The organism is Halomonas sp. CKK8, assembly GCF_029625235.1.
In the GTDB taxonomy this organism is placed as follows: Bacteria; Pseudomonadota; Gammaproteobacteria; order Pseudomonadales; family Halomonadaceae; genus Halomonas; species Halomonas ventosae.
In genome coordinates, this window is sequence record NZ_CP121193.1 from 2795397 (window position 1) to 2819102 (window position 23706).

A 23706-nucleotide genomic window follows, 5' to 3' on the forward strand; every position below is an offset into this window, starting at 1 on the left:
ATGCCGCTAAGGATGCTGGCCCGGCTCGCCCTCCTCCTGGCGGCCCTCCATGCGCTCTACCTCGTCACCGCCAATACCCTGCTCAACAGCGACTGGGGACGCCGCCAGCTCGACCGCGCGCCGCAGGTCACGCTGGACTGGGAACGGGCCTGGACGGCCTATCCCGGGCACCTGCGGGTATCCGGGCTGCGCCTTGCCGGCACGGCCGCCGGGCACCAGGTCGCGCTGGAGGCGGAGAGCGCCACGCTGGGCGTCGCCCTGGCCCCGCTGCTCAGCGGCGAGGTCCGGCTTCACCGCCTCGATGCCGAGGGCATCCGCCACGTCGGCCTGGATGCGTACCGCCTGCAGGGCAGCGGCAGCCTGAACCTGGCCGGCCTCCACTGGGGCGCCGGCACGCTGGCCGCGAAGGCGGTGCGGCTGACGCTGGACGACGGCACCGTGCTGAGGGACGACACGCGGCTGGTGGAGGGCGTCACCCTGGAGGCCGACTTGGCCCTCGCTCCGCTGGCGCTGGCCGAGGCCACCGGCAGCGCGGCGGGACGCGCCGTCTCGGGCACCGTCGCCCTGGCCGGGCGCAGCGATGCGTACACCGTCTTCAACCCCTACCTCGCCTCACTCGGCTGGCTGGAGATCGGAGGCCGCGGCGACCTGCGGGGCGAGGTCTTGATCGAGGGCGGTGAGGTACAGCCAGGCAGCCGCCTGCGCCTCGACTCCCCGCGGCTGAGCGTGCGTCTCGACGAGAGCCACTGGCTGGAGGAGGGGAAGCGCTACCATATCGATGGCGCCGGTTCGGTGGAGGCCGAGATGACAGAGCGCGCCCGCCTCGCCGTCGAACTCGACGGCATCGAGATGGCCGATGTCGCCGCCTCCCCCGGGTCTGCGCCCCTGCTGCGCGGCGACGGCTTCCAGCTCGGCCTTACTGCGCCGCCCCTTCGCCTTCAGTCACCCGCCGACCCGCGCCTCGAGGCGCGTCATGTCCGGGCCCGGCTGCACTGGCGGAACACCGAGGTGGGCGACATTGCCGCCCTCGACCACTACCTGCCTGCCGGTGTGCCATTGACCCTGGAGGGCGGCGTGGCAACGCTGCAGGGCGAGCTGGCCTACGACGGCGAGCGCCTGAGCGGGGGGTTCGACCTGTCCGGCGAGGGGCTGGCCCTGCGCCTCGGCGAGCAGCCGGTGAGGGGACGACTCGGCCTGCACCTACCCATTGCCGAGCTCGACGTCGAACGCGGCCTGGTGGACATCTCCGGCACGCGACTCGACCTCAACGCCGCCGCCCCGGGCGAGGCGCAGCCGCTCACCACCGAGCTGCAACTGCCCACGGCAAGTTTCCAGTCGCCGCCGGCCTGGCGAACGCAGGATGACGCCCCCCCGCCCGACGGCGCCACCCCCTGGTCGGCAGACATGGAACTGCATGGCCGGGTGGCCCATCTCGGCATGCTCGCCCCCTTCCTCGCCGAACGTTTCGGTGACATCGGACTGGCCCTGGAAGGCGGCGGTCGGCTCGACGGGACCCTGCGCATCCGGGATGGGCAGCCGCGGGAGGGCAGCCAGCTGGAGGTGCGCTCCGAGGCGCTGGGGGCGCGCTTCCTCGGTGTCCAGGCCCGCGGCGATGGTCGGGCGCTGCTCGCCCTGCGGCACGACGGCCCCGATCCGCAGGCCGACGTCGAGCTCGTCTTCGACGACGTGGCCCTCACCCGGCTCGCGGATGGCCGTCGGCTCTTCCAGGCCGAGCAGCTGTCCCTCACCGGCACGGCGAGTGCAGGACCGACGCTCCCGCGCTCCCGCTCACTGGCGGTGGAGTGGCACGGCGCGCGCATTCCCGATGTGGCGGTGCTCAACGCCTACCTGCCGGAGGCGGCGCCGCTGCGGCTGGAGGCCGGATGGGCCGACAGCGGCGGGCGCATCATGCTGGAGGACGACCGAGGCCGAGGGCGGATCACCCTGGCAGGCGACGCGATCAGGGGCCGCCTGCTGGAGGAGGATTTCCAGGGCGAACTGGACGTGACCCTGGCACTGCGCGAGATCGATCCCGACCGCCAGCGGGTCGACCTGTCCGGCAGCCGGCTGGAACTGACCGCCTCGTCGAATCGCGGGGAGGCGCTTCACACCCTGCTGGTGCTGCCCAGGGCGAGCCTCGAGGGGGGCTTCGACTGGCCCGGCCGGGCGGCGCCACGCCGCCCTCTGGCCGGCATCCTGCAGCTGAATGGCCAGCTCGACCGTCTCGGCTTCCTCAATGCCTTCCTGCCTGACGAGCATGGCCTGGCCGTCCAGGGAGGCGGACGCCTGACTCTCGACCTCGGCCTGGCAAACGGCGAGGTGATGCCCGACAGCCAGCTGCGCGTGCACTCCGACAGGCTCGCCGTGCGCTTCCTGCACTACGAGGCCTTCGGCGACGGCTCGCTGGTGCTGGAGACCAGCGACCCCGGCGCCCAGCTGCACCTCTCCTTGCCCCGCTTCGGCCTGCGTCGCCAGGAGGGAAGCGACTCGCTGATCGACGGCCGCCTGCTGGAGATCCGCAGCCGGGCGCAGCAGCTGGACCCGAGCGAGGGCCTGGGGGCACTCAGCACGCGCATCGACATGCCCAATGTGGCGATACCGAACCTCGCCGCCTTCAATGACTACCTGCCCAAGGATGCCGGCATCGCCTTCCTGTCGGGCCAGGCGACGATGGCCACCCATCTACGGCTCGAGGGCCTGGGGGCCGAAGGCAGCCTCGCGCTGAACGCCTCCGACGCCCGGCTCGCCTTCGATGAGCAGATCCTGGAGGGCACCCTGGCGCTGGAGGCTCGCCTTTCCGATGGCGACCTGGAGACGCTGCGCTTTGACGTCTCCGGCTCGCAGCTGAGCATGAGCGACGTGCGCCTGGAGAATGCCGCCGGCGGCCTGACCCGCGGCTGGTGGGCGCGCCTCGAGGTCCCCGAGGGACACATGCGCTGGGTGGCACCGCTGGCGCTCGACGCCCGGCTCGACCTGGCCATGCGCGACAGCGGCCTGCTGGTCAACCTGTTCGTCGACTCGGCGCGGGAGCGGGGCTGGCTGCGCGACAGGCTGACGCTCGGCGAGGTGCGCGGCCAGGTGCGCGTGATGTTCGACGACGACACCCTGCGCCTGGAGGACCTGGCCGTGCAGGGCGGTAGTCGCCTGGAGCTGCTGGCCAACATCGCCCTGCGTGACTCACATCTGGCGGGCCGCGCCCTCGCCCGCTACGGGCCCTTTCAGCTGGGCATCGAGCTGGACGGCGAACACCGTCGATGGCAGCTGCGCAACGTCCGCGAGTGGTATGCCAGCGGCCGGCCCGCCAGCGAGCTGACCCTGCCCGACCGGACGGAGTGGATCGACCTGCTGGACGCCGTGCCGGAATGAAGCGCCGCGGCGCCGCCCGGCCTTCACCTGGGCACCGTGGAACTCTTCAGGGTGACGGGAGTCTGGTCTAGTCTTGGAAGTTCGAGGCGATACAACAACGACACGCCCTTGAGGAACACATCTTCTCCTGGCCCGGCTGCGCAGGGAGTGCCGGCGGGACCACAGAGAGAGAGTTGCACATGAAGACCGCGCTGAGACGCTTCAGTCTTGCATGGTCGCTGACCCTGGCAATGGATGCCTCGGCAACGACCCCGGATGAGCTGTTCGACCGTGTCACCGACCGCGCCCGACAGCTTGCCACCCAGACCTACCAGGCACCCGAATCGCCCCTGCCGTCCGAGCTGGCGAATATGGCGTACGACCAGTATCGGGAGATCCGCTTCCGCCCCGAGGAAGCGATCTGGAAGGACGAGGGCCTCTTCGAGGTCCAGCTGTTCCATCCCGGCTTCCTCTACACCCAGCCGGTACGCCTGAACCTGGTCGACGAGCAGGGCGAGGTAAGCCCCCTGCCCTTCCGCCAGGAGCGATTCCGCTACGACGGCGACGCCTCCGCTCTCGCCGAGCTCGCGCTCGACGATATCGGCCATGCCGGGTTCCGGCTGCACTACCCGCTCAACAGTGGCGACTACCGCGACGAGTTCGCGGTGTTCCTCGGCGCCAGCTACTTCCGCCTGGTGGGACGCCAGCAGGGCTACGGGCTCTCCACGCGCGGCCTGGCCATCGATACCGCTGAGCCCCATGGCGAGGAGTTCCCGGCCTTCCGCGAGTTCTGGCTGGTCAAGCCGGGCCCGGGCGAGACCCGCATGACCGTCCTCGCCCTGCTCGACAGCCCCTCGGTGGCCGGCGCCTACCGCTTCGACATCCGCCCCGGGGAACACACCACAGTCGACACCGAGGCACGGCTGTTCGCCCGCGAGGAGATCGGCAAGCTCGGCATCGCCCCGCTCACCAGCATGTACCTGCATGGCGAGATCGGCCGCCACCCCGCCGACGACTACCGCCCCCGGGTCCACGACTCCCAGGGCCTCTCCATGCAGACCGGCGACGGCGAGTGGATCTGGCGACCGCTGAGCAATCCGGAGGAGCTCAGGCTTTCCCGCCTCCAGGACCAGGCACCAGGAGGCTTCGGGCTCACCCAGCGTCCCCGCGACTTCCAGGCCTTCCTGGACGCCGAGGCGCACTACGAGCGCCGCCCCAGCCAGTGGGTACAGCCGCTGGACGAGTGGGGCTCCGGCAGCGTGGAGCTGGTGGAGATTCCGAGCCAGAGCGAGACCAACGACAACATCACCGCCTACTGGCTACCCGACCAGCCGCTCGCCGCCGGCGAGGCGCGCACCTACCGCTATCGCACCCACACCTTCGGCGCCGTGCCGCCCGGGCAGGAGATGGCGCGGGTGCTCCGCACCCGCCAGGGCTGGGGCGCGGTCCCGGGAGAGGAGAACCCGCCCCCCGCCAGCCGTCGACAGTTCGTGGTCGACTTCCACGGCGGCGAGCTGTCGAGCCTCGATGAGACTCATCCGGTCGAGCTGTCACTGGAAAGCTCGAGTGGCGAGATCCTCGAGCCAGGGGTGCAGCGCCTCCCGGATGGCGAGACGTGGCGCGCCACCTTCCGCCTGGCCCCCGAGAATGGCCAGCCGGCCGACATGCGCCTGTTCCTGACCCTGAACGACCGTCGCCTCACGGAAACCTGGAACTATGTCTGGTATCCCGATGCCTTCCGCTGACGCCTGCGCCCCTGCGCGCCTGGTCCGGCCGCCATGGCGCAGGACGCGCCGCCTGCTCTTCGCCCTGTTGGTCGCGGGGACCGTCGCCCTGGGGGTCTGGGCCATGTTCCGGATCCTCATCGTGGGCGGGATCTCGCCGCTGGAGCTCTTCATCCTGGGGCTGTTCTCGATCACCTTCGGCTGGATCACCATCGCCTTCTGGAGTGCGGTGATCGGCTTCGTGCTGACGCTCACCCGTCGCGACCCGGTGACGCTGTCGAGCAGCAGGCCGTCGCCCCCGCCCGCGGACGCCCGCTCGCGAACCGCCCTGGCCATGCCGATCCACAACGAGGACGTGGCCCGGGTGATCGCCGGCCTGGAGGCCACCTGCCGCGACCTGCCCGAGGACACCCCGGAGCGGCGGATCGAGGCCTTCGTGCTCAGCGACAGCACCGATGAGGCCATCGTCGCCGAGGAGTCGGCCCAGGTGGGTGCCCTCCAGGCGCGACTGGCGGGGCGCTGCCGCGTGCACTATCGCCACCGCGACAGCAACGCCGGCCGCAAGGCCGGCAACCTCGCCGAGTTCTGTCGCCGTTGGGGTCGTCACTACGACTTCCTGCTGGTGCTGGATGCCGACAGCCTGATGAGCGGCACCACCATCGCCTCGCTGATCGATGCCATGCAGGCCAACCCGCGTCTCGGGCTGCTGCAGACGGTGCCGATCCCGGTGCGCCAGGAGAGCCTGTTCGGTCGCGCCAACCAATTGGCCGCCTCCCTCTATTCGCCCATGCTGGCGGCGGGGCTGAGCTTCTGGCATGCCGATGCGGCCAACTACTTCGGCCACAATGCCATCCTGCGGACCCGCGCCTTCATGGAGCACTGCGGCCTGCCGGACCTGCCGGGCGGCCCGCCGCTGGGCGGCGAGATCCTCAGCCACGACTTCGTCGAGGCGGCCCTGCTGCGCCGGGCCGGCTGGCAGGTCCAGATGCAGACCGACCTCGGTGGCAGCTACGAGGAGATGCCGAGCCACCTGCTCGACTTCGCCAAGCGCGATCGGCGCTGGGTCCAAGGCAACCTTCAGCACCTGCGCCTGCTCACCGGGCGCGGCCTGCACGCCATGAGCCGGCTGCACTTCCTGTTCGGCGCCCTGGCCTACCTCGCCTCGCTGATCTGGCTGGGGATCCTGATGGTCAGCACGGCAGACGCCCTGGCCCGCGCCCTCACCGAACCGAACTTCTTCATCTCCGATGCCCAGCTCTTCCCCGACTGGCCACTCGCCCCTCCGCCGCTGATCATGCCGCTGCTGGCCGGCACCCTGGCGATGCTGCTGATGCCCAAGGTGCTGGGACTGGCACTGGCACTGACGCAGCGCCCCGCGGATTTCGGCGGACGGCTGCGCCTGGTGGCAAGCGTGCTGCTGGAGGCGCTGTTCGCCATGCTGATCGCGCCCCTGATGATGGTGTTCCACAGCCTGTTCGTCATCGGCGTGGTGAGCGGGCGTACCGTCTCCTGGGACCCCCAGTCTCGCGAGGGACGCGCGGTCCCCTGGCAGGAGGCCTGGCGGCATACCTGGCAGGCGACCCTGGTCGGGCTGCTCTGGGCGGTCATCACCTGGTGGGTCACCCCCGTATTCTTCTGGTGGCTGACCCCGGTCTGGCTGGGGCTGCTGCTATCCGCGCCGCTGGTGCGTTGGAGCAGCAGCCTGGCCCTGGGCCGCGCCCTGCGGTGTGCCGGCCTGCTGCTGGTACCCAGCGAGACGCGGCCGCCTGCGGTCCTTCGGGAACTGGCCAGGCGACCGGCGGCGACCGGCCAGGCTTCTCCCCTGCCGCTCCCCGCGGAACTTCCCGGCGAGATGCCGGTGCAGTCCTTCTCGGCACCCCGCCATCACCCCCTGTCGCCGGAGGGCCGGTAGCGGCAGACAGCGAACTCCCGGCAGGGGGGAGCCAGGCGACGAGGGCACCTACTCCCGCCCATAGCAATCATCGAGGCGCACGATGTCGTCCTCGCCCAGATAGCTGCCGGACTGCACCTCGATCAGTTCCAGCGGAATCAGGCCGGGGTTCTCCAGGCAGTGGACCCGCCCTACCGGGATGAAGGTCGAGGCGTTCTCGCCCACCAGAAAGACCTCATCGTCCAGGGTGACCCGGGCCGTGCCGCTGACCACCACCCAGTGCTCGGCCCGGTGGTGGTGGAGCTGCCGGGAGAGCCGCGCACCCGGGCGCACCGTGATGCGCTTGACCTGGTGGCGCGGCCCGGCGTCGACGGCCTGGTAGTGGCCCCAGGGGCGATGCACGGTGGTGGTGGATCGGGTTTCTGTCCGACCCTCGGCCTCCAGCCGCTCGACCAGGCCCCGCAGCTGCTGGCTCTGGGCGCGCTTCGCCACCAGCACGGCATCGTCGGTCTCGACGATCACCAGGTCCTCTACCCCCAGGGTGGCCACCAGCCGTGAATCGGCATGCACCAGCAGACCCCGGCTCTGCTCACAGACCACGTCACCGCGCAGGGCGTTGCCGTCGGCATCACGGGGCAGTGCCTCCCAGAGGGCCTGCCAGGAGCCGATGTCGCTCCAGCCGGCGGCCAGCGGCACCATGGCCGCTCGATCGGTACGCTCCATCACCGCCACGTCGATGGAGCCGGCGGGACTTCCCCGGAAGGCCCGCGCCGCGGGGCGCAGGAAATCGAGGTCGATCACCGCCCCCTCCATGGCGCCCCGACAGGCGGCCAGGATGGCGGGGGCGATGGCCGCCAGGGCGTCCAGGTAGTCCTCGGGACGCAGCACGAAGATGCCGCTGTTCCAGAAATGGTCGCCGGCCGCCAGGAAGCGCTCGGCGGTGGCGAGGTCAGGCTTCTCCACGAAACGCGCCACGGCATGGCCCGCCTCGCCCAGCGCCTCACCGGCCTGGAGATAGCCATAGCCGGTTTCGGCACGGGTCGGCACCACCCCGAAGGTCACCAGGTGGCCCGCGCCGGCCAGCCGTGCCGCCGGCCCCAGGGCCGCACGGAAGGCCTCATCGTCTGCCAGGTGATGGTCCGACGGCAGGACCAGCAGCGGCGCCCCGCGCTCCTGGCGGCGCGCCAGCAGGGCGGCCAGCGCGATGGCCGGGGCCGTGCCGCGCCCCTCGGGCTCGAGCAGCAGGGTCGCCTCCTCGACACCCGCCTGGCGGAGCTGCTCGGCGGCGAGGAAGCGGTGCGCCTCGTGGCAGATGACGATGGGCGCGGCCATGCCGAGCCCCTCGAGACGGGCCAGGGTGTTGGCCAGCAGGCTGCCCTCGCCTTCCAGGGAGAGGAACTGCTTGGGCCGCTGCCGGCGCGACAGCGGCCAGAGCCGCACGCCATTGCCGCCAGCCAGGATCACGGGGGTGAACAAGGGCAAGTCTCCTCCAGGAATCAGGACCGCGATGGCGCCAGCAGTTCGAGGGAGAAGTCGACATGGACCTCATGCTGCACCGTGCCCTCGGTGCGCCAGGCGCCGCGTCCCATATCGAAATCGGTACGGTCCAGGGTCAGGCGGCCGTCCACGCTGACTCGCTCGCCCTGCCGCGTCCAGCTCGCCGGCACCATCAGCGGATAGGTGTCGCCCAGCAGCTCGAGCTCACCCTCGATGCGCAGTTCGCCCTCGGCCGGTGCCTCGATCTCGGTGCTGCGGAAGACGATCTCGGGGTAGGTCTCGACATCGAACCAGTTTCGCCCGTGCAGCATGCCGTCGACGATGTCGTTGCCGCCCGTGATGCTGTCCGACTGGAGGGTCAGCACCAGCTTCCCCCCGGCCGGCTGGTCCAGATCCCCTTCAAGGTCGACCTCGAACTCCTCGACACGGGTCACCGCCTCGCGGCCATCGGCGGTGCCGATCAGCTCGATACGGCTCGCCTCCCGATCCAGTTCCCAGGCCCCGGCCGTGGCAACGGCCATCAGCCCGGCAAGGCCCATCAGCAGGGCTGCCGTTGCGGGTCGCGCTATCCTCGGAGTCGGTCGTGGCATCTTGCCTCCCGGGCCATCCGGCCCTGCGGTCAGGGGGTCGTGACAGAGGCACCCGGCGCGTTCTCGGCGCCGAACGCCTCATGGAGCCAGCCGCGCAGCGCCTCCTGGCCGGGCGGCTCGCCATCGGGATAGCTCTCAAGCCGTGGCGGCCGGGTACCGGACACGAAGCCCCGCACGAGGAAGGGGTCGAGCAGGCGGGCATCGCCGCTGATCACGTGGACCGGGACACCGCCGCTGGCGTTGTCGCCGGTGATCAGGGGCGCCGCCTGGTGATCCCCCAGCAGGATCACCAGGGTCTGGTCGTCCACGAAGTCCTCGGCCCAGTGGATGCTGGCCCCCAGAGCATAGTCCAGTGACCTGGCATAGTGATCGCGCACCCGTTCCAGGTCCTGCCAGAGTTCGTCGGGTGACTCGCCGGCGTCTTCCCAGCGTGCGAAGACGCGGCCATCGCCGACGGCATCCCAGTCATCGAGCACGGGGAGAATCGGGGTCCAGGGCGCATGGCTGCTGATCAGCGCGATCTGGGCGAAGAGCGGCGACGGCTCGGCGTCCTGGCGGATCCGCGCCTGGAAATGGTGCAGGGTATACTGGTCGGGCATGGTCACCCAGTTCAGGGGCGGTCCGGCATAGTCGAGGTCCTCGGCGGCGTGAATCTCGTCGAACCCGTAGGCGCGACCCTCCGGCCAGGCCATGGTGATGGCCGGCATCACCGCGAGGGTGCGGTGGCCGGTAGCCCGAAAATCGTCCACCAGGGTGGTGCGCTCGCTGCCCAGCATCAACCGGTACCAGAGCGAATTGTCGATCCGCAGGCCACTCAGCGCCGTGGCATGGGCCAGCCAGGACTGGCCGCCTCGGATCGGCGAGTCGAGGATGCCGGACGCCACCGACAGGTCGGCGGCAGCGAACCGCTGGGCCATGTCATCGAGGCGCGGCCCCAGCACCCGGGCATAGCGGTCATCGAGCAGTGCCGATATGCCGTAGGACTCCACGAAGACCAGCACCACATCGCGTCCGGCGAGCCCCGGCAAGGCGGCGACCGGATCGGCCCCGGCCGCCATCCGCTCGGCAAAGTCACGGTGGGCGCGATGCGTCTCGACCAGTTGCCGCGCTTGGAAATGCAGGGTGTCGAGCAAGGGCGTGCGCGCCACCGGTAGCAAGCGACTCTGCGGAAACTCGATGGCGATCAGCACGCCGCTTGCCACCAGCACCCCCAGGGCACCGGTCGCCGCAAGGCCGCTGCGCGCGGTGCCCTGCAGGCTCGCGGCCACCCTCGCCAGCAGCCAGGTCGCCAATGCCAGCAGGACCATGGCCAGCAGGGTTAGCAGGCCTGCCACCGGAAACCCCAGATTGCCCTCGAGCAGGTGGAAGACGGAACGCAGCAGGGGAAGGTCCAGGTAGAGGTTCAGGGAGCGCCCGAACGCCAGATGGGTCGCCACGTCACCGAGGCCGACCAGCAGGAACCCCAGGATCAGTGCCACCAGCAGCCAACGAAGCCCGGCAAGCCGGCCAGCCGACGGCAGCAGCGACAGCAACCCCGCCAGCAGGATGGCCTCCAGCGCAATCCAGCGGGATGTCAGCTCGCCGTACAACAGCCACACTGGCGCCAGCAACACGCCATTGAGCAGCGCAAGGGCCAGGAACCAGCGGAGGCGGGGGCGAAACGGCATGGGCAATCACCCGGGTTAGATGGACCACCAAACTCTCATTGTATAATCTTTGTATAAAGACATCATTGCAACTTGCCACCGATCCTGTTGTGACCTCGACGGGAGATGCAATTCAAGGAGGATCATGCCATGTCCCCATCAGGGTGGCTGGCCACCAGCCTGCTCATCGCGGGGATCACGCCTGCGACCAGGAGGGAGCGCGAATGAAGCACACCGTAGGCCCTGGCATGCCCGCGCCGCTGGTTGCGGCGACCCGTCGAGTGTCACGCCGCCTGGGACTGGCGCGCTCGCTGGTCATCTACTGGCGGCCGGGACGCCAGCGAGCCCTGAAGCGACTCTATGCCGACTTCGTCGGGCCCGGCGACCTGGCGTTCGACATCGGCGCGCATCTCGGCGATCGCACCGCCGCCTTCCAGGGGCTGGGCGCCAGGGTCGTCGCGCTGGAGCCCCAGCCGGCCCTCTTTCCCTGGCTGACGCGCCTGGTGGGACGGCGCCGAGGGGTCACCCTGCTGCCCAGCGCCGCCGGGGCGGCTCCCGGGGAGGCCGAGCTGGCGGTGAGCGAGGCGACACCGACCGTCTCCACCCTGGCCCATGAGTGGCGCCGGGCAATCGGCGAACGCAACCCCGGCTTTCGCAAGGTACGCTGGGAAGGCCGCCAGCGCGTCCCCGTGACCACCCTCGACAGGCTGATCGCCGAGCATGGGCTGCCGCGCTTCTGCAAGATCGACGTGGAGGGCTTCGAGGCCGAGGTCCTGGCCGGGCTGACCCGGCCCATCGAGGGGATCTCGGTAGAGTTCGTCGCCGGTGCCCTGGACGTGGCCGACCGCTGCGTGGTGCGGCTGGCCGGGCTGGGCGACTATCGCTTCAACGCCATCGCCGGCGAGGGTCGACGTTTCGCGTGGACGATGTGGCGCTCGGCGGCGGCCACGCGTGAGTGGCTGGCCGAGGGCGCCGACGGCCTGGCCTCGGGCGACCTCTACGCACGGCATACCGATGATCGACACGACACGGAGCGCACTGGCCCATGAGTGATCTTCCCCCCTGTCCCCGCTGGCAGGATCTCACCAGCCTCGAGATATCGACCCTGCCGCGCACGACCGTAGCGGTGATGGCAGTGGGCGCCATCGAGCAGCACGGCGCCCACCTGCCACTCTCCACCGACCTCGATATCGGTGAGGGGCTTCTGCAGGAGGCCCTGACCCACCTGCCCGAGCGCTTCCCCCTGGTGATCCTGCCGCCGATGGCGGTGGGGGCCAGCGACGAGCACCTGAGCTTCCCCGGGACCCTCAGCCTGCCACCGGAGCTTGCCATCGCCACCCTGGAGGCTCATGGCGACGCCGTGGCTCGGGCCGGGCTGCAGCGGCTGGTGCTGATCAACAGCCATGGCGGCAACAAGGCCGTGATGGACCTGGCCGCCCTGCGGCTGCGCCGCCGGCACGGCATGCTGGTGGTCAAGGTCCACTACACGCGAATGCCGCCGCCGGGCACCCTGCCCGCCGGCGGACTGCCTGCCGAGGAGCTGCGCCACGGGCTCCACGGGGGCGCGCTGGAAACCGCCATGATGCGCCACCTGGCCCCGGACAAGGTGCGCCTCGACCAGCTGGACCACCCGCCCTCGAGGGGCGAGGCCATGGCGGAGCAGGGACTGCTGCTGGACCCGGAGGGAGAGGCCGCCTTCGCCTGGCTGGCCGAGGACCTGCATCCCGCGGGGGTGGTAGGCAATGCCCGCCTCGCCACGGCCGAGCTCGGCCAGCGGCTGGTGGCCCACTACGGCAAGCGAATCGCCCGCATCCTGCGCGAGACCCGGGACATGGCGGTCGATACCTTCCGCCGTCGCTAGCGTTCGTCGCTCTGAGCTCCCTCACGACCGGGCGGTCGGCCCCTGATCGCCGTCGAATACGGCATCGAGCAGGTGGCCGGCGCGTTCCGACTTGGCGCTGAGGTAGCGCCGATTGTGATCGTTGAGGCTGCCATAGAGCGCCTGGCGCTCGACCACCTCGATACCGCCCTCGGCCAGGGCTGCCATCTTGCCCGGGTTGTTGGTCAGCAGCTGCACGCGACGGATGCCCAGGGCGTCCAGCATGTCCACCGCGACCCCATAGCGCCGCTCGTCCTCGCCGAAGCCCAGGATCTGGTCGGCGTCCAGGGTGTCCAGGCCGCTGTCCTGGAGGGTATAGGCCCGCAGCTTGTTGGCCAGCCCGATGCCACGCCCCTCCTGGGCCAGGTAGAGCAGCACGCCGCCGCCCAGCGCCTGGATATCGGCCACGGCATTGCGCAGCTGCTCACCGCAGTCGCAGCGCAGGCTGCCGAAGAGATCGCCGGTCAGGCAGGCAGAATGCAGGCGCAGCGGCACCGCCGCATCGCCGCTGCGGGGCTCGCCGATCACCACCGCCACGTGCTCGCGCAGGCCGTCGGGTTCACGAAACAGGATGAAGCGGCAGTCGGAGGCATCCGCCAGGGGAATCTGCGCCTCGCTGACGCGCTGGAGCATGCCGACGCTCCCCTCAAGGCAGAGCTCGGCCTGCTCCGCCCCGACCGCGAGCCAGGTGCCCTCCGCCACCCGGGCCTCCACGGCCGACCGCTGCGCCTCACTGACCCGGGCCACCAGCGCGGCCGGAATCAGCAGCGCCCGACGCATCAGCGCCAGGGCCGCCCGGTCGGCCGCCTGGGCGGGCTCCAGCGACCGGCGCCAGCCGGCCAGCGCCTCCCGTTCCATCGCCACCTCCGGCGCGATGCCGAAGGCCAGGTCGACCAGCCGCCGCCGGCCGGTCCCCTCGGGCAGTGGCAGACGGGCCGCGCCTCGGGCCTCCGGCTCACCCAGAATCGCCAGGCGGTGGCGGCTCAGGACCAGCGCGGGCGTGCCGCCCGCATGACCGGCCAACCCCGAGACCGTCGCCTCACTCGCCCCCTCGATGGCCTGGACCAGCACGCGAGTGTCGCCGGCGATGACGACCACCGGCAGCCCCCGTCGCAGATCGAAGATGGCCCGTTCAACCTGATGCATGGTGCCCTCCTTGCACGCCTTGTCCCGCCGAGGCGGACTGCGCATGATGAAGTCTTTCCCCTGGCCCGGAGCTCTCATGCCCCCGACCCTGGACCACGAGACGGCCTGGCAGGCCCTCTGCCGCGCCCGCGAGACCGTGACCCGCAGCGCAGCGCCGGTGCATCGGGACGGCCCGCTTCACCTGACGGCCAGCGGCTGGACGTCGGATATCCCGTCCAGCGAGGCGGCCCAGGAACTGCTCGACAACCTGGCCCCGCTGGCGATGCACCCCGGCCGCCTGGCCCTGGCCCAGCTCGGCCAGAGTCTGGATGGGCGCATTGCCACCGAGAGCGGACACTCCCACTACATCAATGGTCCCGAGAGCCTGATGCACCTGCACCGGCTGAGGGCCCTGGTGGATGCCGTGGTGGTCGGCGCTGGCACCGCCTGCGAGGACGACCCCCTGCTCACGGTGCGCCATGTCAGCGGGCGCCAGCCGGTGCGGGTGATCCTCGACCCCCGCGGCCGAGTGCCGGCGACGCTGCGCCTGCTGCGCGAGGGCCAGGCCCCCTGCCTCCACCTGGTCGGCGAGCAAGCCGACATCGCCCCTGCAGCGGCCGCTCATGTCACCCGCCTGCGGCTGCCGTTGGACAGCGAGGGCTTCGCCCCCGCAGCCGTGCTCGATGCGCTTGCCGCCCGGGGGCTCAGGCGCGTGCTGATCGAGGGCGGCGGCATCACGGTGTCGAGGTTCCTGGAGGCCGGCGTGCTCGACCGCCTGCACCTGCTGGTGGCCCCACTGCTGATCGGTTCCGGCCGGCCGGGACTGGCCATGTCGCCCATTGCCACCCTGGAGCAGGCGCGTCGCCCCGCCGCGCGGACCTTCCGCTGCGGGGACGACACCCTCTTCGACCTCGACCTCACCCGGTCCTGATCCCTCGGGAACCGAACCCGACGGCACGCCACCGGCGCGGCGGCGGAGCAGACCCGGCAGACACAGCGCGCCAGGCAAGCTCGCCAGCAGCACCAGCAGGCCATAGGCCAGGGAGACCGCCACCCCCTCGGCCGGTGGCAGGCCGGCCAGTCCCCAGACCAGCGCCGCTGCCCCCTCGCGAACCCCCCAGCCCGCCAGCGATAGCGGAATCAACATCGCCATCAGGACCGGGGGCACCAGCGACAGCAACGTCCCCAGGGGCAGCGTGACCCCGATCGCCCGGGCCGCACAGACGAACACCAGGACGTAGCTCAAGACCAGCAGCAGGGAGCCGGCAAGCTGCCGTGGCCAGACAGAGGACGCCAGCAGGCTGCGCCGCAGGTCTCCCCCCAGCCCGGCCAGTGCCGCCGGTGGCTGGCGCAGGAGACGGCGCGTCATCGGCACACCGAGCACGGCCAGCAGCGCGGCGACCACCAGCCAGCCCGGCGAGGAAAGCCCGGCCAGCGCCTCGCCGAGCAGCCCCTGCCACCACGGCGACAGGGCCACCACCAGCAGGGTCAGCAGCAGCAGGGCCAGCTGGCCGGAGGCGCGTTCGATGATCACCGCCCGCCAGGCGCTGCCCCGGCGTCCGCTGGCCCGGGAGTGCCGCCAGGCCCGGGCGGCATCCCCCGCCACCCCGCCGGGCAGCACCTGGTTGAGGAACAGGGCCAGGTAGTACTCCCGAAGCGCCCGCCCCCAGCCCAGCGACAGGCCGAGACGGCACGCGGTCAGCCGCCATCGCCAGGCGGAAAGCAGCACCTGGGGCAGCGTCAGGGCCAACGCCAGCAGGATCCAGCCCGGCGCCAGGGGACCGACCGCATCGATCACCTCCCCCGGCTCGAGCCACACCCAGAGCCCGCCCAGCAGCAGCAGGCTGGCCAGTGGCCGCCACAGGCGGGAGGGTCGAGCCAGCATCATGGTCACCCTCGACCCGCCGCCGGCCGGGCGAAGAGGTCGCGATGCCCCACCGTCACGCCCAGCTCCCCGGCGCAGATGGCCGCCAGGCGGCGGTCTCGCCAGGCGCCGAGGCGCGTCGCCTCCAACGGCGCCTGCTCGAGGGCGGCATCGTGCCAGCCGGTCACCAGGGCCTCGGCCAGAGGTTGCTGGGTGGCGTCCCCGGCCGCCAGGTGCCACGGGCTGGCATCGCTCTCTACCCGGAAACCGGCGCCTGCCAGGGTGCTGGCCAGCACCGCGGGCGCCTCGCCGCCCAGCGCGGGCCCCAGGCCCTTGTCGCGGCACTGATGGGCCTGGAAGAGGGTGCGCACGGCGATGTCCTCGTGATCCTCGACGCGCACGCCCTGGCGGTCCAGGAAGGCCCAGTCGCCGTCCACGCTGAGGGTCAGCAGCAGCGCCTGGCCACGGGCCGCGCAGGCCGCCACCAGCGATTCCACCCAGGCACGGGGCATCAGGTCGAACAGCGCCGAGGCGACCACCAGGTCGGCCTCGGCGAGCAGCGCCCCATCGATCGGCGAGAGGCCACGGCAGCGGGTCGTCAGGGCGACCGGGGCGCCGGCGCGGTCGCGCAGCCGACCACCTCGCCGGCGGGCATGGGACAGCAGGCCAGCATCGTGATCGACCAGCCGCCAGCGCTGGGGGCCTGGCAGGCGTGAGGCCAGGAAGCACAGGTTGCTGCCGCTGCCGCTGCCCAGATCGACGATGCCATGGGGGGCGGGGCGTGCTTTCAGCCACTCTGTGGCGAGCCCTGTCAGGCGATGGCTGCGCGACCGGCCATCCAACCCCTCCCGCAACGCCAGCCACGACGCGGAGAAGAGGTCGTGGGAGGTGGAGGCACTCATGAGGACAGCCCCCGCTCGGGGCGGGCCAGGTCGCCGATCGGCGCCTCGGGAGGGGCTTCCAGGGCGGCCATGAACGCTTGCCCCGCCCGTTGCCAATCCACCAGCCCCTGCCTGGCCCGAACGGCACCGCGGCGCAGGCGGCACCTGACCTCGGGGTCGTCCATCCAGCGGCGCAGCGCCTCGCGCAGGGCGCGGGCATCACCAGGGGGCACGGCGATGCCCGCCTCGGGGGGCAGGGTATCGGCCAGGGCGCCACCGGTGGTGGTGATCACCGGCAGACCCCGGGACAGTGCCTCGGTCACGACCATGCCGTAGCCCTCGTAGAGGGAGGGCAACACGAAGAGGTCGGCCCGGTGGTAGGCCGCTGCCAGTTCCGCGGCATCCCGCTCACCGGCCCAGACGATGCGCGAGGTCAGGCCATGCCGACGCGTGATCTCGAGCAGGCGGGTGGCATGGGCGGGGTCTCGCGAGTGGCTGCCGATGACCTCGAGGGTCCAGTCGCGGTCCTGCAGCCCAGCCAGCGCCTTCAGCAGGCCGTCATGCCCCTTGCGGGGCGTCAGGGTCGCCACGCAGAGCAGCCGCCAGGGAGGCGTCGCTACCCTGTCGTCCAGGGCGCTGGCCGCAAGCGGGGCCGGCTCGACGCCGGGCTCGGCCACCCGGAGTCGGCCATCGGGGACGCCGTAATCCCGCAGGGCACGTGCGGTGTGGTGGCTGGTGACAACCACCCGGCGGGCCGCGGTCAGCGCCCGAGCCTCGCTGTCGCGAAACGCCCTCTGCTGGGCGGGGTCGAGTCCAGTCTCGTCGGCCAGGGGGTGATGGACGAGGGCGATGATCCGCAGACGCTCGGCATGCCGCTCGACCTCCTCGGGCAGTCCGCCCATGGCCAGGCCATCGATGACCACGCGGGCATTGTCGGGCAGCCTCGCCAGGACCTGTGCCAGGCTGTGGCGTGCCTGCTGGTCGGCCAGCGGAAAGCGCCCCTCGAGCCCCACCACCTCGACCCGCCACGCCTGGCTGCGCAGTTCCGCCACCATGCGGGCATCGTAGATATAGCCTCCGGTCCACTGGTCGGGATCACCGGCGACGATCAGGGTCAGCTCGGGCATCGCGTCCCGAGACATCAAAGCTCGCCCTCATAGCTGGCCCAGGCGACATGCGATTCATGCAGCGTCACGCAGAGGGACTCGAGCCCCATGGCGGCCTCGCTGAGGTGACCGAGCTGTATGGCCGTGGCGAGTCGCTCGAAGATGACCCGCGCCATGAACTCGGTGGTGGTGTTGCGGCCCTGGAACTCCTCCACCTCATCGAGGTTGTGGAAATTGAACTCGGCGAGCACCCGCTTGAGGGCTTCACCGGCCAGGCCGATGTCCACGACCAGGCCGTCATCATCGAGTTCGCGGCGCTGGAAGGTCACGTCGACCACATAGGTGGCACCGTGCGTGCGCTGGGCGGGACCGAAGACCTCGCCCCGGAAGCTGTGGGCGATCATGAAATGGTCGCGTACGTTCAGGCGGTACATGCGGCAGGCACCTCGCGTCAGGAAGGGGTGGGATAACGCAGTCGATGGCAGAGCACGTCGCCCTCGCCAGCGGCCAGGCGGGGCATCAATGCCGGCAGCTCCCGGAAGTCGCTCTCGCCGCTGATCAAGGCGTCGAGGCAGGGCGCGCGCAGTAGGTCCAGGGCCAGCGCCAGGCGACGGCGGAAATCCCAGCGTGTCGTGCGGCCGGCCGCCATGTGCCCGACCTGGCTGGCCTGCAGGGTCAGGCGACGCGAGTGGAAGGCCTCGCCCAGGGGCAGGGTCACCTCACCACTGCCGAACCAGCTCATCTCCACCACCCGCGCCTCGTCACCGGCCAGCGCCAGTGCCAGGCGCAGTCCCTCGGGGTTGCCGCTGGCATGGACCACCAGGTCATTCTCTTGCCGGGCAGCCGCCGGGAGGGAGAAGTCGAGCCCCAGGGCCTTGGCCAGCGCCGAGCGGCGCGAGGCCACGTCCACCAGCTCTACCCGGGTCCCGGGAATCGCTGCGCAAAGCCAGGCCACCAGGGCGCCGACCACACCGGCGCCGACCACGCTGATATGGTCGCCCACCCCGGGGGCCGCGTCCCAGACCCCGTTGATGGCCGTCTCCATGTTGGCCGCCAGCACGGCACGCGCCGCTGGCAGGCCGTCCGGTAACGGCGTCACGGCGGCCACCGGCACCACGTAGCGATCCTGGTGCGGATAGAGGCAGAACACCTCCCGTCCGACCAGCGAGGGCTCACCGGTCTCCACGACGCCGACGCTGACATAGCCGTACTTGACCGGGCCAGGGAAGTCGCCCTCCTGGAAGGGCGCCCGCATGCGTTGCCACTCGCTTTGCGGCACCCGGCCCTCGAAGACCAGCGATTCGGTACCGCGACTGATGCCGCTGTAGAGGGTTCGAACGGCTACCTCGCCTTGGCCTGGCATGGCCACTGGCGCCTGTCGCAGGGCGCCCTGGCCCGGGGCCAGCGTCCAGAAGGCGGTAGCGGTAGCATGGGACATGGCAGGATCCGTATCGTGAGTATCAGCCGTCAGTAAGGGCCGTGACGAGGCAGTGGGCAACATCGTGACCCTCGGCCCGGTATGACAACGCTGTTGGCGGCACGCTCATTCTTCTACAATATTGATACATCAATATTGGGATGCACAATGCAACACTGTCAATCGAACACCGCATCATGCCAGGACAACCGCCATTGGGCATGACGAGGGGCGCCGGAGGCCAGCCCCTCCCGATCGCCCGTGACCTTGGGGCAGGCGCCCTGGGCCTGCTGGCCGCGACGGCACTGCTGTGGTCATGGCTCGGCGCAAGCCCATGGGTGCCCCTGCTGGCGGCCGTCGCCTACCTGGTCATGGCCGGGCTGATCCTGACAGGCGTGCCCCGCCACTGGGGAGGACTGGGCCTGGCCAACCGCATCACGCTGTGGCGCGGGACGCTGATCGCCCTGCTGGCCGGCACCCTGGCCGATCCGGGCCTGCTGACGCAATACGCCGTTCCCCTCGCCGCCCTGGCCCTGCTGGCGCTGGTGCTGGACGGGGTGGATGGCGCCGTCGCGCGCCGCACCGCGACCCAGAGCGATTTCGGAGCACGCTTCGACATGGAGCTCGATGCCTTCCTGATCCTGGTGCTCTGCCTGGCACTGCTGTCGCTCGGCAAGGTCGGTCCCTGGGTGTTGGCCATCGGGGCCATGCGCTACGCTTTCGTTATCGCCGGGCTCAAGCTCTCCTGGCTGACCGCTGCCCTGCCGGAGAGTCGTCGCCGCAAGGCCGTCTGCGTCTGGCAGGTGACCGCGCTGATGATCGCCCTGCTGCCCGCCGTCGGTGCCACCGCGACGACCTGGCTGGCAGGTAGCGCACTGTTCGGCCTGACCTGGTCGTTCCTCGTCGATATCCGCTGGCTGTATCGCCATGCCGCGGCAAGACCTCCAGAGGACTATCGAGCCGGCAGCCACTCATGAACCGAAGGACACCCTGATGCCTGTGTCTCATCCTCACACCCCGGCCCCACGCGCCTCCCTGACGCTCGCCACGGGGCTTGCCCTGGCGCTGGGCATGCTCTCGACGCAGAGCGCCAGTGCCGAGCCACGCACCTACGAGATCGACCCCGAGCACTTCTCCATCGGCTTTCTGACCGAACACGTCGGCTACGCGGACACGCTCGGCATGTTCCTGGAGGGCCAGGGCGAGTTCGTCTACGACGAGCAGACTCGACAGCTGCACTCCGGAACGGTCGAGATCGCCACCGACAGCGTGTTCACCAATCACGAGGAGCGCGACAACCACCTGCGCAGCGGCGACTTCCTCGACGCCAGCCGTCACGCGACGATCGTCTTCGAGGCCACCGGCTTCGAGGCACACAGCGACAGCGAGGGCATCCTGGAAGGCGAGTTGACCCTGCTCGGCGAGACCCGCCCCGTGACCCTGGCGGTCACGCTCAACAAGGCCGAGGCCTATCCCTTCGGCCACGGGCAGCACACCCTGGGACTGTCGGCACGCACGACCATCAACCGCAGCGACTGGGGGATGACCTACGGGGTCGACAACGGCCTGGTCGGCGACGAGGTGGAACTGATCCTCGAGCTGGAGGCGATCAGGCAATAGCCGATCCCGCCAGGAAGAAATAGGCGGGCTGGCAAGACACGGCCAGCCTGCTAGACTGGCCCGACGCTTGACGGGGTGCCGGTGAATCCGGCTGAGATGGCGCAGGGTGTCGAGAGACGCCGAGCGCTGGTCCCGTGGAACCTGATCCGGCTCATACCGGCGTAGGAATCAAGCGGTGAGCCAGCGCCGACTCGGCGCCGCTGTCCGGCCACCCCTCCCTCGCCCATGCTCCGGATCGATACCGCTACCGGAGGCAAGATGGGCTACCGCTTCAGTGATCTCACCACCGCCTGCCAGGACGACTGGCGCGCCTATATCGAGCACCCGTTCGTATGCGGCCTGGGCGACGCCACCCTCGACGAGCGCGCCTTCCGCCACTACCTGCAGCAGGACTACCTCTTCCTGATACACTTCGCCCGCGCCTATGCGCTGGCCGGCTACAAGAGTCGCACCCTGGAGGACCTGCGCCAGGCCCACGAGGGGCTCAGGGCGATCCTCGACGTGGAGCTCGACCTGCACGTGGGCTACTGCCGGGAATGGGGCATCAGCGAGGCCGACCTCGCCGCCCTGCCCGAGGCCCGCGCGACCCTCGCCTACACCCGCTACGTGCTCGACACCGGCCACCGCGGCGACCTGCTCGACCTGCACGTGGCGCTGGCCCCCTGCCTGGTGGGCTACGGCGAGATCGCCAACTGGTTGAATGCCCAGTCCTTCACCGTGCGAGGCGACGCCAACCCCTATGACGCCTGGATCGCCATGTACGAGAGCGACGACTTCCAGGCCGCCATGCATGCCGAGCTCGAGTGGCTCGATACCCGCCTGGCGGAGGTGACACCGCGCCGCTTCGCGGAGCTCTGCAGCGTGTTCCGCGATGCCACGCGACTGGAGATCGACTTCTGGCAGATGGGGCTGGAGCTCGCCAGCTGAGGCACTGGCCCCCATTGCCACCCGCCCGCTGGATCTGGTCATGCCAGCGGGCAGCACCACACTGGTGACCGAAAGGTCGCCCGACCACTCGCTTGACGGGGTGCCGTTGAAGACGGCTGAGATCATGCGCATTCGAGCATGGATCCCGTTGAACCTGAACTGGCTAGGACCAGCGTAGGGATCAAGCGACAGGCCGTGTGCCCCCTGACGCCGCAGCCCCTGTCCTTCCCGCCTGTGTCCTCCCTGACAAGACCCCGACAATCCAAGGGAGAACACCATGAGCAAGACCGCCCACTTCCTCGCCGAGACCGCCCGCGTCGACGCGGCCGCCGTCCAGCCGTTGCCCGGCTCGCGCAAGGTCTACGTCGAGGGCTCGCGCCCGGACATCCGCGTGCCCTTCCGCGAGATATCGCTCTCGCCCACCAGGACCTCCGGCGCCGATGAGCAGAACCCGCCGCTGCTGGTCTACGACACCTCCGGCCCCTACACCGACCCGGATGCCGAGGTCGACCTGCGAAAGGGCCTGCCCGAGCTGCGCCGCGCCTGGATCGAGGCGCGCGACGACACCGAGTTCCTCGATGGGCCCAGCTCCGAGTACGGCCGGCGCCGCGCCAATGACCCCACGCTCGCCCAGTTGCGCTTCGACCTGACCCGCTCGCCGCGGCGCGCCAAGGAGGGCCACAACGTCACCCAGCTCCATTATGCCCGCCAGGGGATCATCACCCCGGAGATGGAATTTATCGCCATCCGGGAAAATCAGCGTCGACAAGCCCTGGGAACCGAGGAGGTCGAGCGTATCCTCGGCCACCAGCACCCGGGCCAGGGCTTCGGCGCCAAGCTCCCCGAGGAAATCACCCCGGAGTTCGTCCGCCAGGAAGTGGCAGCCGGCCGGGCCATCATCCCCTGCAACATCAACCACCCGGAATCCGAGCCGATGATCATCGGCCGCAATTTCCTGGTGAAGATCAACGGCAACCTGGGCAACTCGGCGGTGACCTCCTCCATCGAGGACGAGGTCGACAAGATGACCTGGGGCATCCGCTGGGGCTCGGACACCGTCATGGACCTCTCCACCGGGCAGAACATCCACGAGACCCGCGAGTGGATCATTCGCAACGCCCCGGTGCCGATCGGCACCGTGCCGATCTACCAGGCGCTGGAGAAGGTGAACGGCGTCGCCGAGGACCTGACCTGGGAGGTGTTCCGCGACACCCTGATCGAGCAGGCCGAGCAGGGCGTGGACTACTTCACCATCCATGCCGGCGTGCTGCTGCGCTATGTGCCGCTGACCGCCAAGCGGGTCACCGGCATCGTCTCCCGGGGCGGCTCGATCATGGCCAAGTGGTGCCTCTTCCATCACCGGGAGAGCTTCCTCTACACCCACTTCGAGGAGATCTGCGAGATCTGCCAGCGCTACGACGTGGCCTTCTCGCTGGGCGACGGCCTGCGCCCGGGCTCGGTGGCCGACGCCAACGACGCGGCCCAGTTCGCCGAACTCGAGACCCTGGGCGAGCTGACCAGGATCGCCTGGCAGCACGACGTCCAGGTGATGATCGAGGGGCCGGGCCACGTGCCCATGCACCTGATCAAGGAGAACATGGACAAGCAGCTCGCCGAGTGCGACGAGGCGCCCTTCTACACCCTGGGGCCGCTGACCACCGACATCGCCCCGGGCTATGACCACATCACCTCCGGCATCGGCGCGGCGATGATCGGCTGGTACGGCTGCGCCATGCTCTGCTACGTCACGCCCAAGGAGCACCTGGGGCTGCCCAACAAGGACGACGTCAAGACCGGCATCATCACCTACAAGATCGCCGCCCACGCCGCGGACCTGGCCAAGGGTCATCCGGCAGCCCAGCGCCGTGACAACGCCCTCTCCAAGGCGCGCTTCGAGTTCCGCTGGGAGGACCAGTTCAACCTGGGGCTCGACCCGGACACCGCCCGCGAGTACCACGACGAAACCCTGCCCAAGGACTCGGCCAAGGTGGCGCACTTCTGCTCCATGTGTGGGCCGAAGTTCTGCTCGATGAAGATCAGCCAGGAGGTCCGCGATTCGGTCTTCAAGGGCAGGGCCAAGGACAAGGGCCTCGATGGCGACCGTGACGCCGTGATGCAGGGCATGGAGGAACAGGCCGAGAAGTTCCGGGAACAGGGGGCGGAGCTCTACCGGGAGGTCTGACCGCCGCCGGCC

18 protein-coding genes, 1 pseudogene and 2 riboswitches are annotated in these 23706 nt (G+C 70.3%); of the genes and pseudogenes, 10 read left to right on the forward strand and 9 right to left on the reverse strand.

Annotated elements, in window-relative coordinates; translation table 11 throughout:
• From P8934_RS13245 to mdoH, 3 genes are all read left to right on the forward strand, one after another.
• The gene (locus P8934_RS13245; protein WP_278031458.1) at nt 1-3366 is read left to right on the forward strand and encodes a hypothetical protein; all 3366 of its coding nucleotides are present in this window, start codon (nt 1-3) and stop codon (nt 3364-3366) included.
• Between the two features lie 179 nt (nt 3367-3545).
• Nucleotides 3546-5090, forward strand: a complete 1545-nt coding sequence (locus tag P8934_RS13250; RefSeq protein WP_278031459.1) for a glucan biosynthesis protein G — start codon at nt 3546-3548, stop codon at nt 5088-5090.
• Nucleotides 5077-6981 (forward strand): glucans biosynthesis glucosyltransferase MdoH, encoded by a 1905-nt coding sequence (gene mdoH / locus P8934_RS13255; RefSeq protein WP_278031460.1) that lies wholly within the window; start codon nt 5077-5079, stop codon nt 6979-6981. The genes P8934_RS13250 and mdoH overlap by 14 nt, the downstream gene beginning before the upstream one ends.
• 48 nt (nt 6982-7029) lie before the next feature.
• Here mdoH and P8934_RS13260 read toward each other — a convergent pair whose 3' ends face one another.
• From P8934_RS13260 to P8934_RS13270, 3 genes are read right to left on the reverse strand one after another with little or no spacing between them, the layout of a single operon-like run.
• Nucleotides 7030-8436: a mannose-1-phosphate guanylyltransferase/mannose-6-phosphate isomerase gene (locus P8934_RS13260; RefSeq protein ID WP_278031461.1), complete on the reverse strand. Its 1407-nt coding sequence runs from the start codon at nt 8434-8436 to the stop codon at nt 7030-7032.
• A 20-nt stretch (nt 8437-8456) separates the two neighbouring features.
• Nucleotides 8457-9047, reverse strand: coding sequence for a YceI family protein (locus P8934_RS13265; RefSeq protein ID WP_278031462.1), 591 nt, complete (start codon nt 9045-9047; stop codon nt 8457-8459).
• 29 nt (nt 9048-9076) lie between these two features.
• On the reverse strand, nt 9077-10714 hold the full coding sequence (locus P8934_RS13270) for a sulfatase-like hydrolase/transferase (RefSeq protein ID WP_278031463.1): 1638 nt from the start codon (nt 10712-10714) through the stop codon (nt 9077-9079).
• A gap of 203 nt (nt 10715-10917) precedes the next feature.
• On the opposite strand from P8934_RS13270, the gene P8934_RS13275 reads away from it, so the two are divergent.
• Together P8934_RS13275 and P8934_RS13280 are read left to right on the forward strand one after the other, a co-directional pair.
• Entirely contained in the window at nt 10918-11742 is an 825-nt protein-coding gene (locus P8934_RS13275) for an FkbM family methyltransferase (RefSeq protein WP_278031464.1), read from the forward strand.
• Nucleotides 11739-12554: a creatininase family protein gene (locus tag P8934_RS13280; protein ID WP_278031465.1), complete on the forward strand. Its 816-nt coding sequence runs from the start codon at nt 11739-11741 to the stop codon at nt 12552-12554. Before P8934_RS13275 ends, P8934_RS13280 begins: the two co-directional genes overlap by 4 nt.
• A 21-nt stretch (nt 12555-12575) precedes the next feature.
• Here the strand turns inward: P8934_RS13280 and ribA are convergent, their stop codons facing one another.
• Nucleotides 12576-13718 carry a GTP cyclohydrolase II RibA gene (ribA, locus tag P8934_RS13285; protein ID WP_278031466.1) on the reverse strand — a complete coding sequence of 381 codons (1143 nt, stop codon included), beginning with the start codon at nt 13716-13718 and terminating at the stop codon, nt 12576-12578.
• A gap of 262 nt (nt 13719-13980) precedes the next feature.
• On the opposite strand from ribA, the gene P8934_RS13290 reads away from it, so the two are divergent.
• Nucleotides 13981-14628, forward strand: a complete 648-nt coding sequence (locus tag P8934_RS13290; RefSeq protein WP_278034042.1) for a RibD family protein — start codon at nt 13981-13983, stop codon at nt 14626-14628.
• Between the two features lie 87 nt (nt 14629-14715).
• Here P8934_RS13290 and P8934_RS13295 read toward each other — a convergent pair.
• From P8934_RS13295 to P8934_RS13315, 5 genes and pseudogenes are all read right to left on the reverse strand, one after another.
• A pseudogene (locus P8934_RS13295) lies at nt 14716-15585 on the reverse strand (lysylphosphatidylglycerol synthase transmembrane domain-containing protein); the annotation flags it as partial.
• Between the two features lie 2 nt (nt 15586-15587).
• Nucleotides 15588-16463, reverse strand: coding sequence for a hypothetical protein (locus P8934_RS13300; protein ID WP_278031467.1), 876 nt, complete (start codon nt 16461-16463; stop codon nt 15588-15590).
• Nucleotides 16460-17584: a glycosyltransferase family 4 protein gene (locus P8934_RS13305; protein ID WP_278031468.1), complete on the reverse strand. Its 1125-nt coding sequence runs from the start codon at nt 17582-17584 to the stop codon at nt 16460-16462. The genes P8934_RS13300 and P8934_RS13305 overlap by 4 nt, the downstream gene beginning before the upstream one ends.
• A complete protein-coding gene (locus tag P8934_RS13310; RefSeq protein WP_278031469.1) occupies nt 17584-17982 on the reverse strand; it encodes a 6-carboxytetrahydropterin synthase in 399 nt (132 codons plus the stop codon). Before P8934_RS13310 ends, P8934_RS13305 begins: the two co-directional genes overlap by 1 nt.
• 17 nt (nt 17983-17999) lie before the next feature.
• On the reverse strand, nt 18000-18986 hold the full coding sequence (locus tag P8934_RS13315) for a zinc-binding alcohol dehydrogenase (protein ID WP_278031470.1): 987 nt from the start codon (nt 18984-18986) through the stop codon (nt 18000-18002).
• Nucleotides 18987-19186: 200 nt separating this feature from the next.
• On the opposite strand from P8934_RS13315, the gene P8934_RS13320 reads away from it, so the two are divergent.
• From P8934_RS13320 to thiC, 4 genes are all read left to right on the forward strand, one after another.
• Nucleotides 19187-19942 carry a CDP-alcohol phosphatidyltransferase family protein gene (locus P8934_RS13320; protein ID WP_278031471.1) on the forward strand — a complete coding sequence of 252 codons (756 nt, stop codon included), beginning with the start codon at nt 19187-19189 and terminating at the stop codon, nt 19940-19942.
• A 16-nt stretch (nt 19943-19958) separates the two neighbouring features.
• Nucleotides 19959-20585, forward strand: coding sequence for a YceI family protein (locus P8934_RS13325; RefSeq protein WP_278031472.1), 627 nt, complete (start codon nt 19959-19961; stop codon nt 20583-20585).
• A 61-nt stretch (nt 20586-20646) separates the two neighbouring features.
• Nucleotides 20647-20770, forward strand: a riboswitch (TPP riboswitch).
• 73 nt (nt 20771-20843) lie between these two features.
• Nucleotides 20844-21512 (forward strand): thiaminase II, encoded by a 669-nt coding sequence (tenA, locus tag P8934_RS13330; protein WP_278031473.1) that lies wholly within the window; start codon nt 20844-20846, stop codon nt 21510-21512.
• Nucleotides 21513-21598: 86 nt separating this feature from the next.
• Nucleotides 21599-21710, forward strand: a riboswitch (TPP riboswitch).
• Between the two features lie 79 nt (nt 21711-21789).
• A complete protein-coding gene (thiC, locus tag P8934_RS13335; RefSeq protein ID WP_278031474.1) occupies nt 21790-23694 on the forward strand; it encodes a phosphomethylpyrimidine synthase ThiC in 1905 nt (634 codons plus the stop codon).
• The last annotated feature ends 12 nt before the right edge of the window (nt 23695-23706 follow it).

Coding starts and splice junctions, on each gene's coding strand:
- P8934_RS13245 (WP_278031458.1), top strand. CDS start 1: ATGCCGCTAAGGATGCTGGCCCGGCTCGCCCTCCTCCTGGCGGCCCTC.
- P8934_RS13250 (WP_278031459.1), top strand. CDS start 3,546: ATGAAGACCGCGCTGAGACGCTTCAGTCTTGCATGGTCGCTGACCCTG.
- mdoH (WP_278031460.1), top strand. CDS start 5,077: ATGCCTTCCGCTGACGCCTGCGCCCCTGCGCGCCTGGTCCGGCCGCCA.
- P8934_RS13265 (WP_278031462.1), bottom strand. CDS start 9,047: ATGCCACGACCGACTCCGAGGATAGCGCGACCCGCAACGGCAGCCCTG.
- P8934_RS13270 (WP_278031463.1), bottom strand. CDS start 10,714: ATGCCGTTTCGCCCCCGCCTCCGCTGGTTCCTGGCCCTTGCGCTGCTC.
- P8934_RS13275 (WP_278031464.1), top strand. CDS start 10,918: ATGAAGCACACCGTAGGCCCTGGCATGCCCGCGCCGCTGGTTGCGGCG.
- P8934_RS13280 (WP_278031465.1), top strand. CDS start 11,739: ATGAGTGATCTTCCCCCCTGTCCCCGCTGGCAGGATCTCACCAGCCTC.
- ribA (WP_278031466.1), bottom strand. CDS start 13,718: ATGCATCAGGTTGAACGGGCCATCTTCGATCTGCGACGGGGGCTGCCG.
- P8934_RS13290 (WP_278034042.1), top strand. CDS start 13,981: ATGCACCCCGGCCGCCTGGCCCTGGCCCAGCTCGGCCAGAGTCTGGAT.
- P8934_RS13300 (WP_278031467.1), bottom strand. CDS start 16,463: ATGAGTGCCTCCACCTCCCACGACCTCTTCTCCGCGTCGTGGCTGGCG.
- P8934_RS13305 (WP_278031468.1), bottom strand. CDS start 17,584: ATGTCTCGGGACGCGATGCCCGAGCTGACCCTGATCGTCGCCGGTGAT.
- P8934_RS13310 (WP_278031469.1), bottom strand. CDS start 17,982: ATGTACCGCCTGAACGTACGCGACCATTTCATGATCGCCCACAGCTTC.
- P8934_RS13315 (WP_278031470.1), bottom strand. CDS start 18,986: ATGTCCCATGCTACCGCTACCGCCTTCTGGACGCTGGCCCCGGGCCAG.
- P8934_RS13320 (WP_278031471.1), top strand. CDS start 19,187: ATGACGAGGGGCGCCGGAGGCCAGCCCCTCCCGATCGCCCGTGACCTT.
- P8934_RS13325 (WP_278031472.1), top strand. CDS start 19,959: ATGCCTGTGTCTCATCCTCACACCCCGGCCCCACGCGCCTCCCTGACG.
- tenA (WP_278031473.1), top strand. CDS start 20,844: ATGGGCTACCGCTTCAGTGATCTCACCACCGCCTGCCAGGACGACTGG.
- thiC (WP_278031474.1), top strand. CDS start 21,790: ATGAGCAAGACCGCCCACTTCCTCGCCGAGACCGCCCGCGTCGACGCG.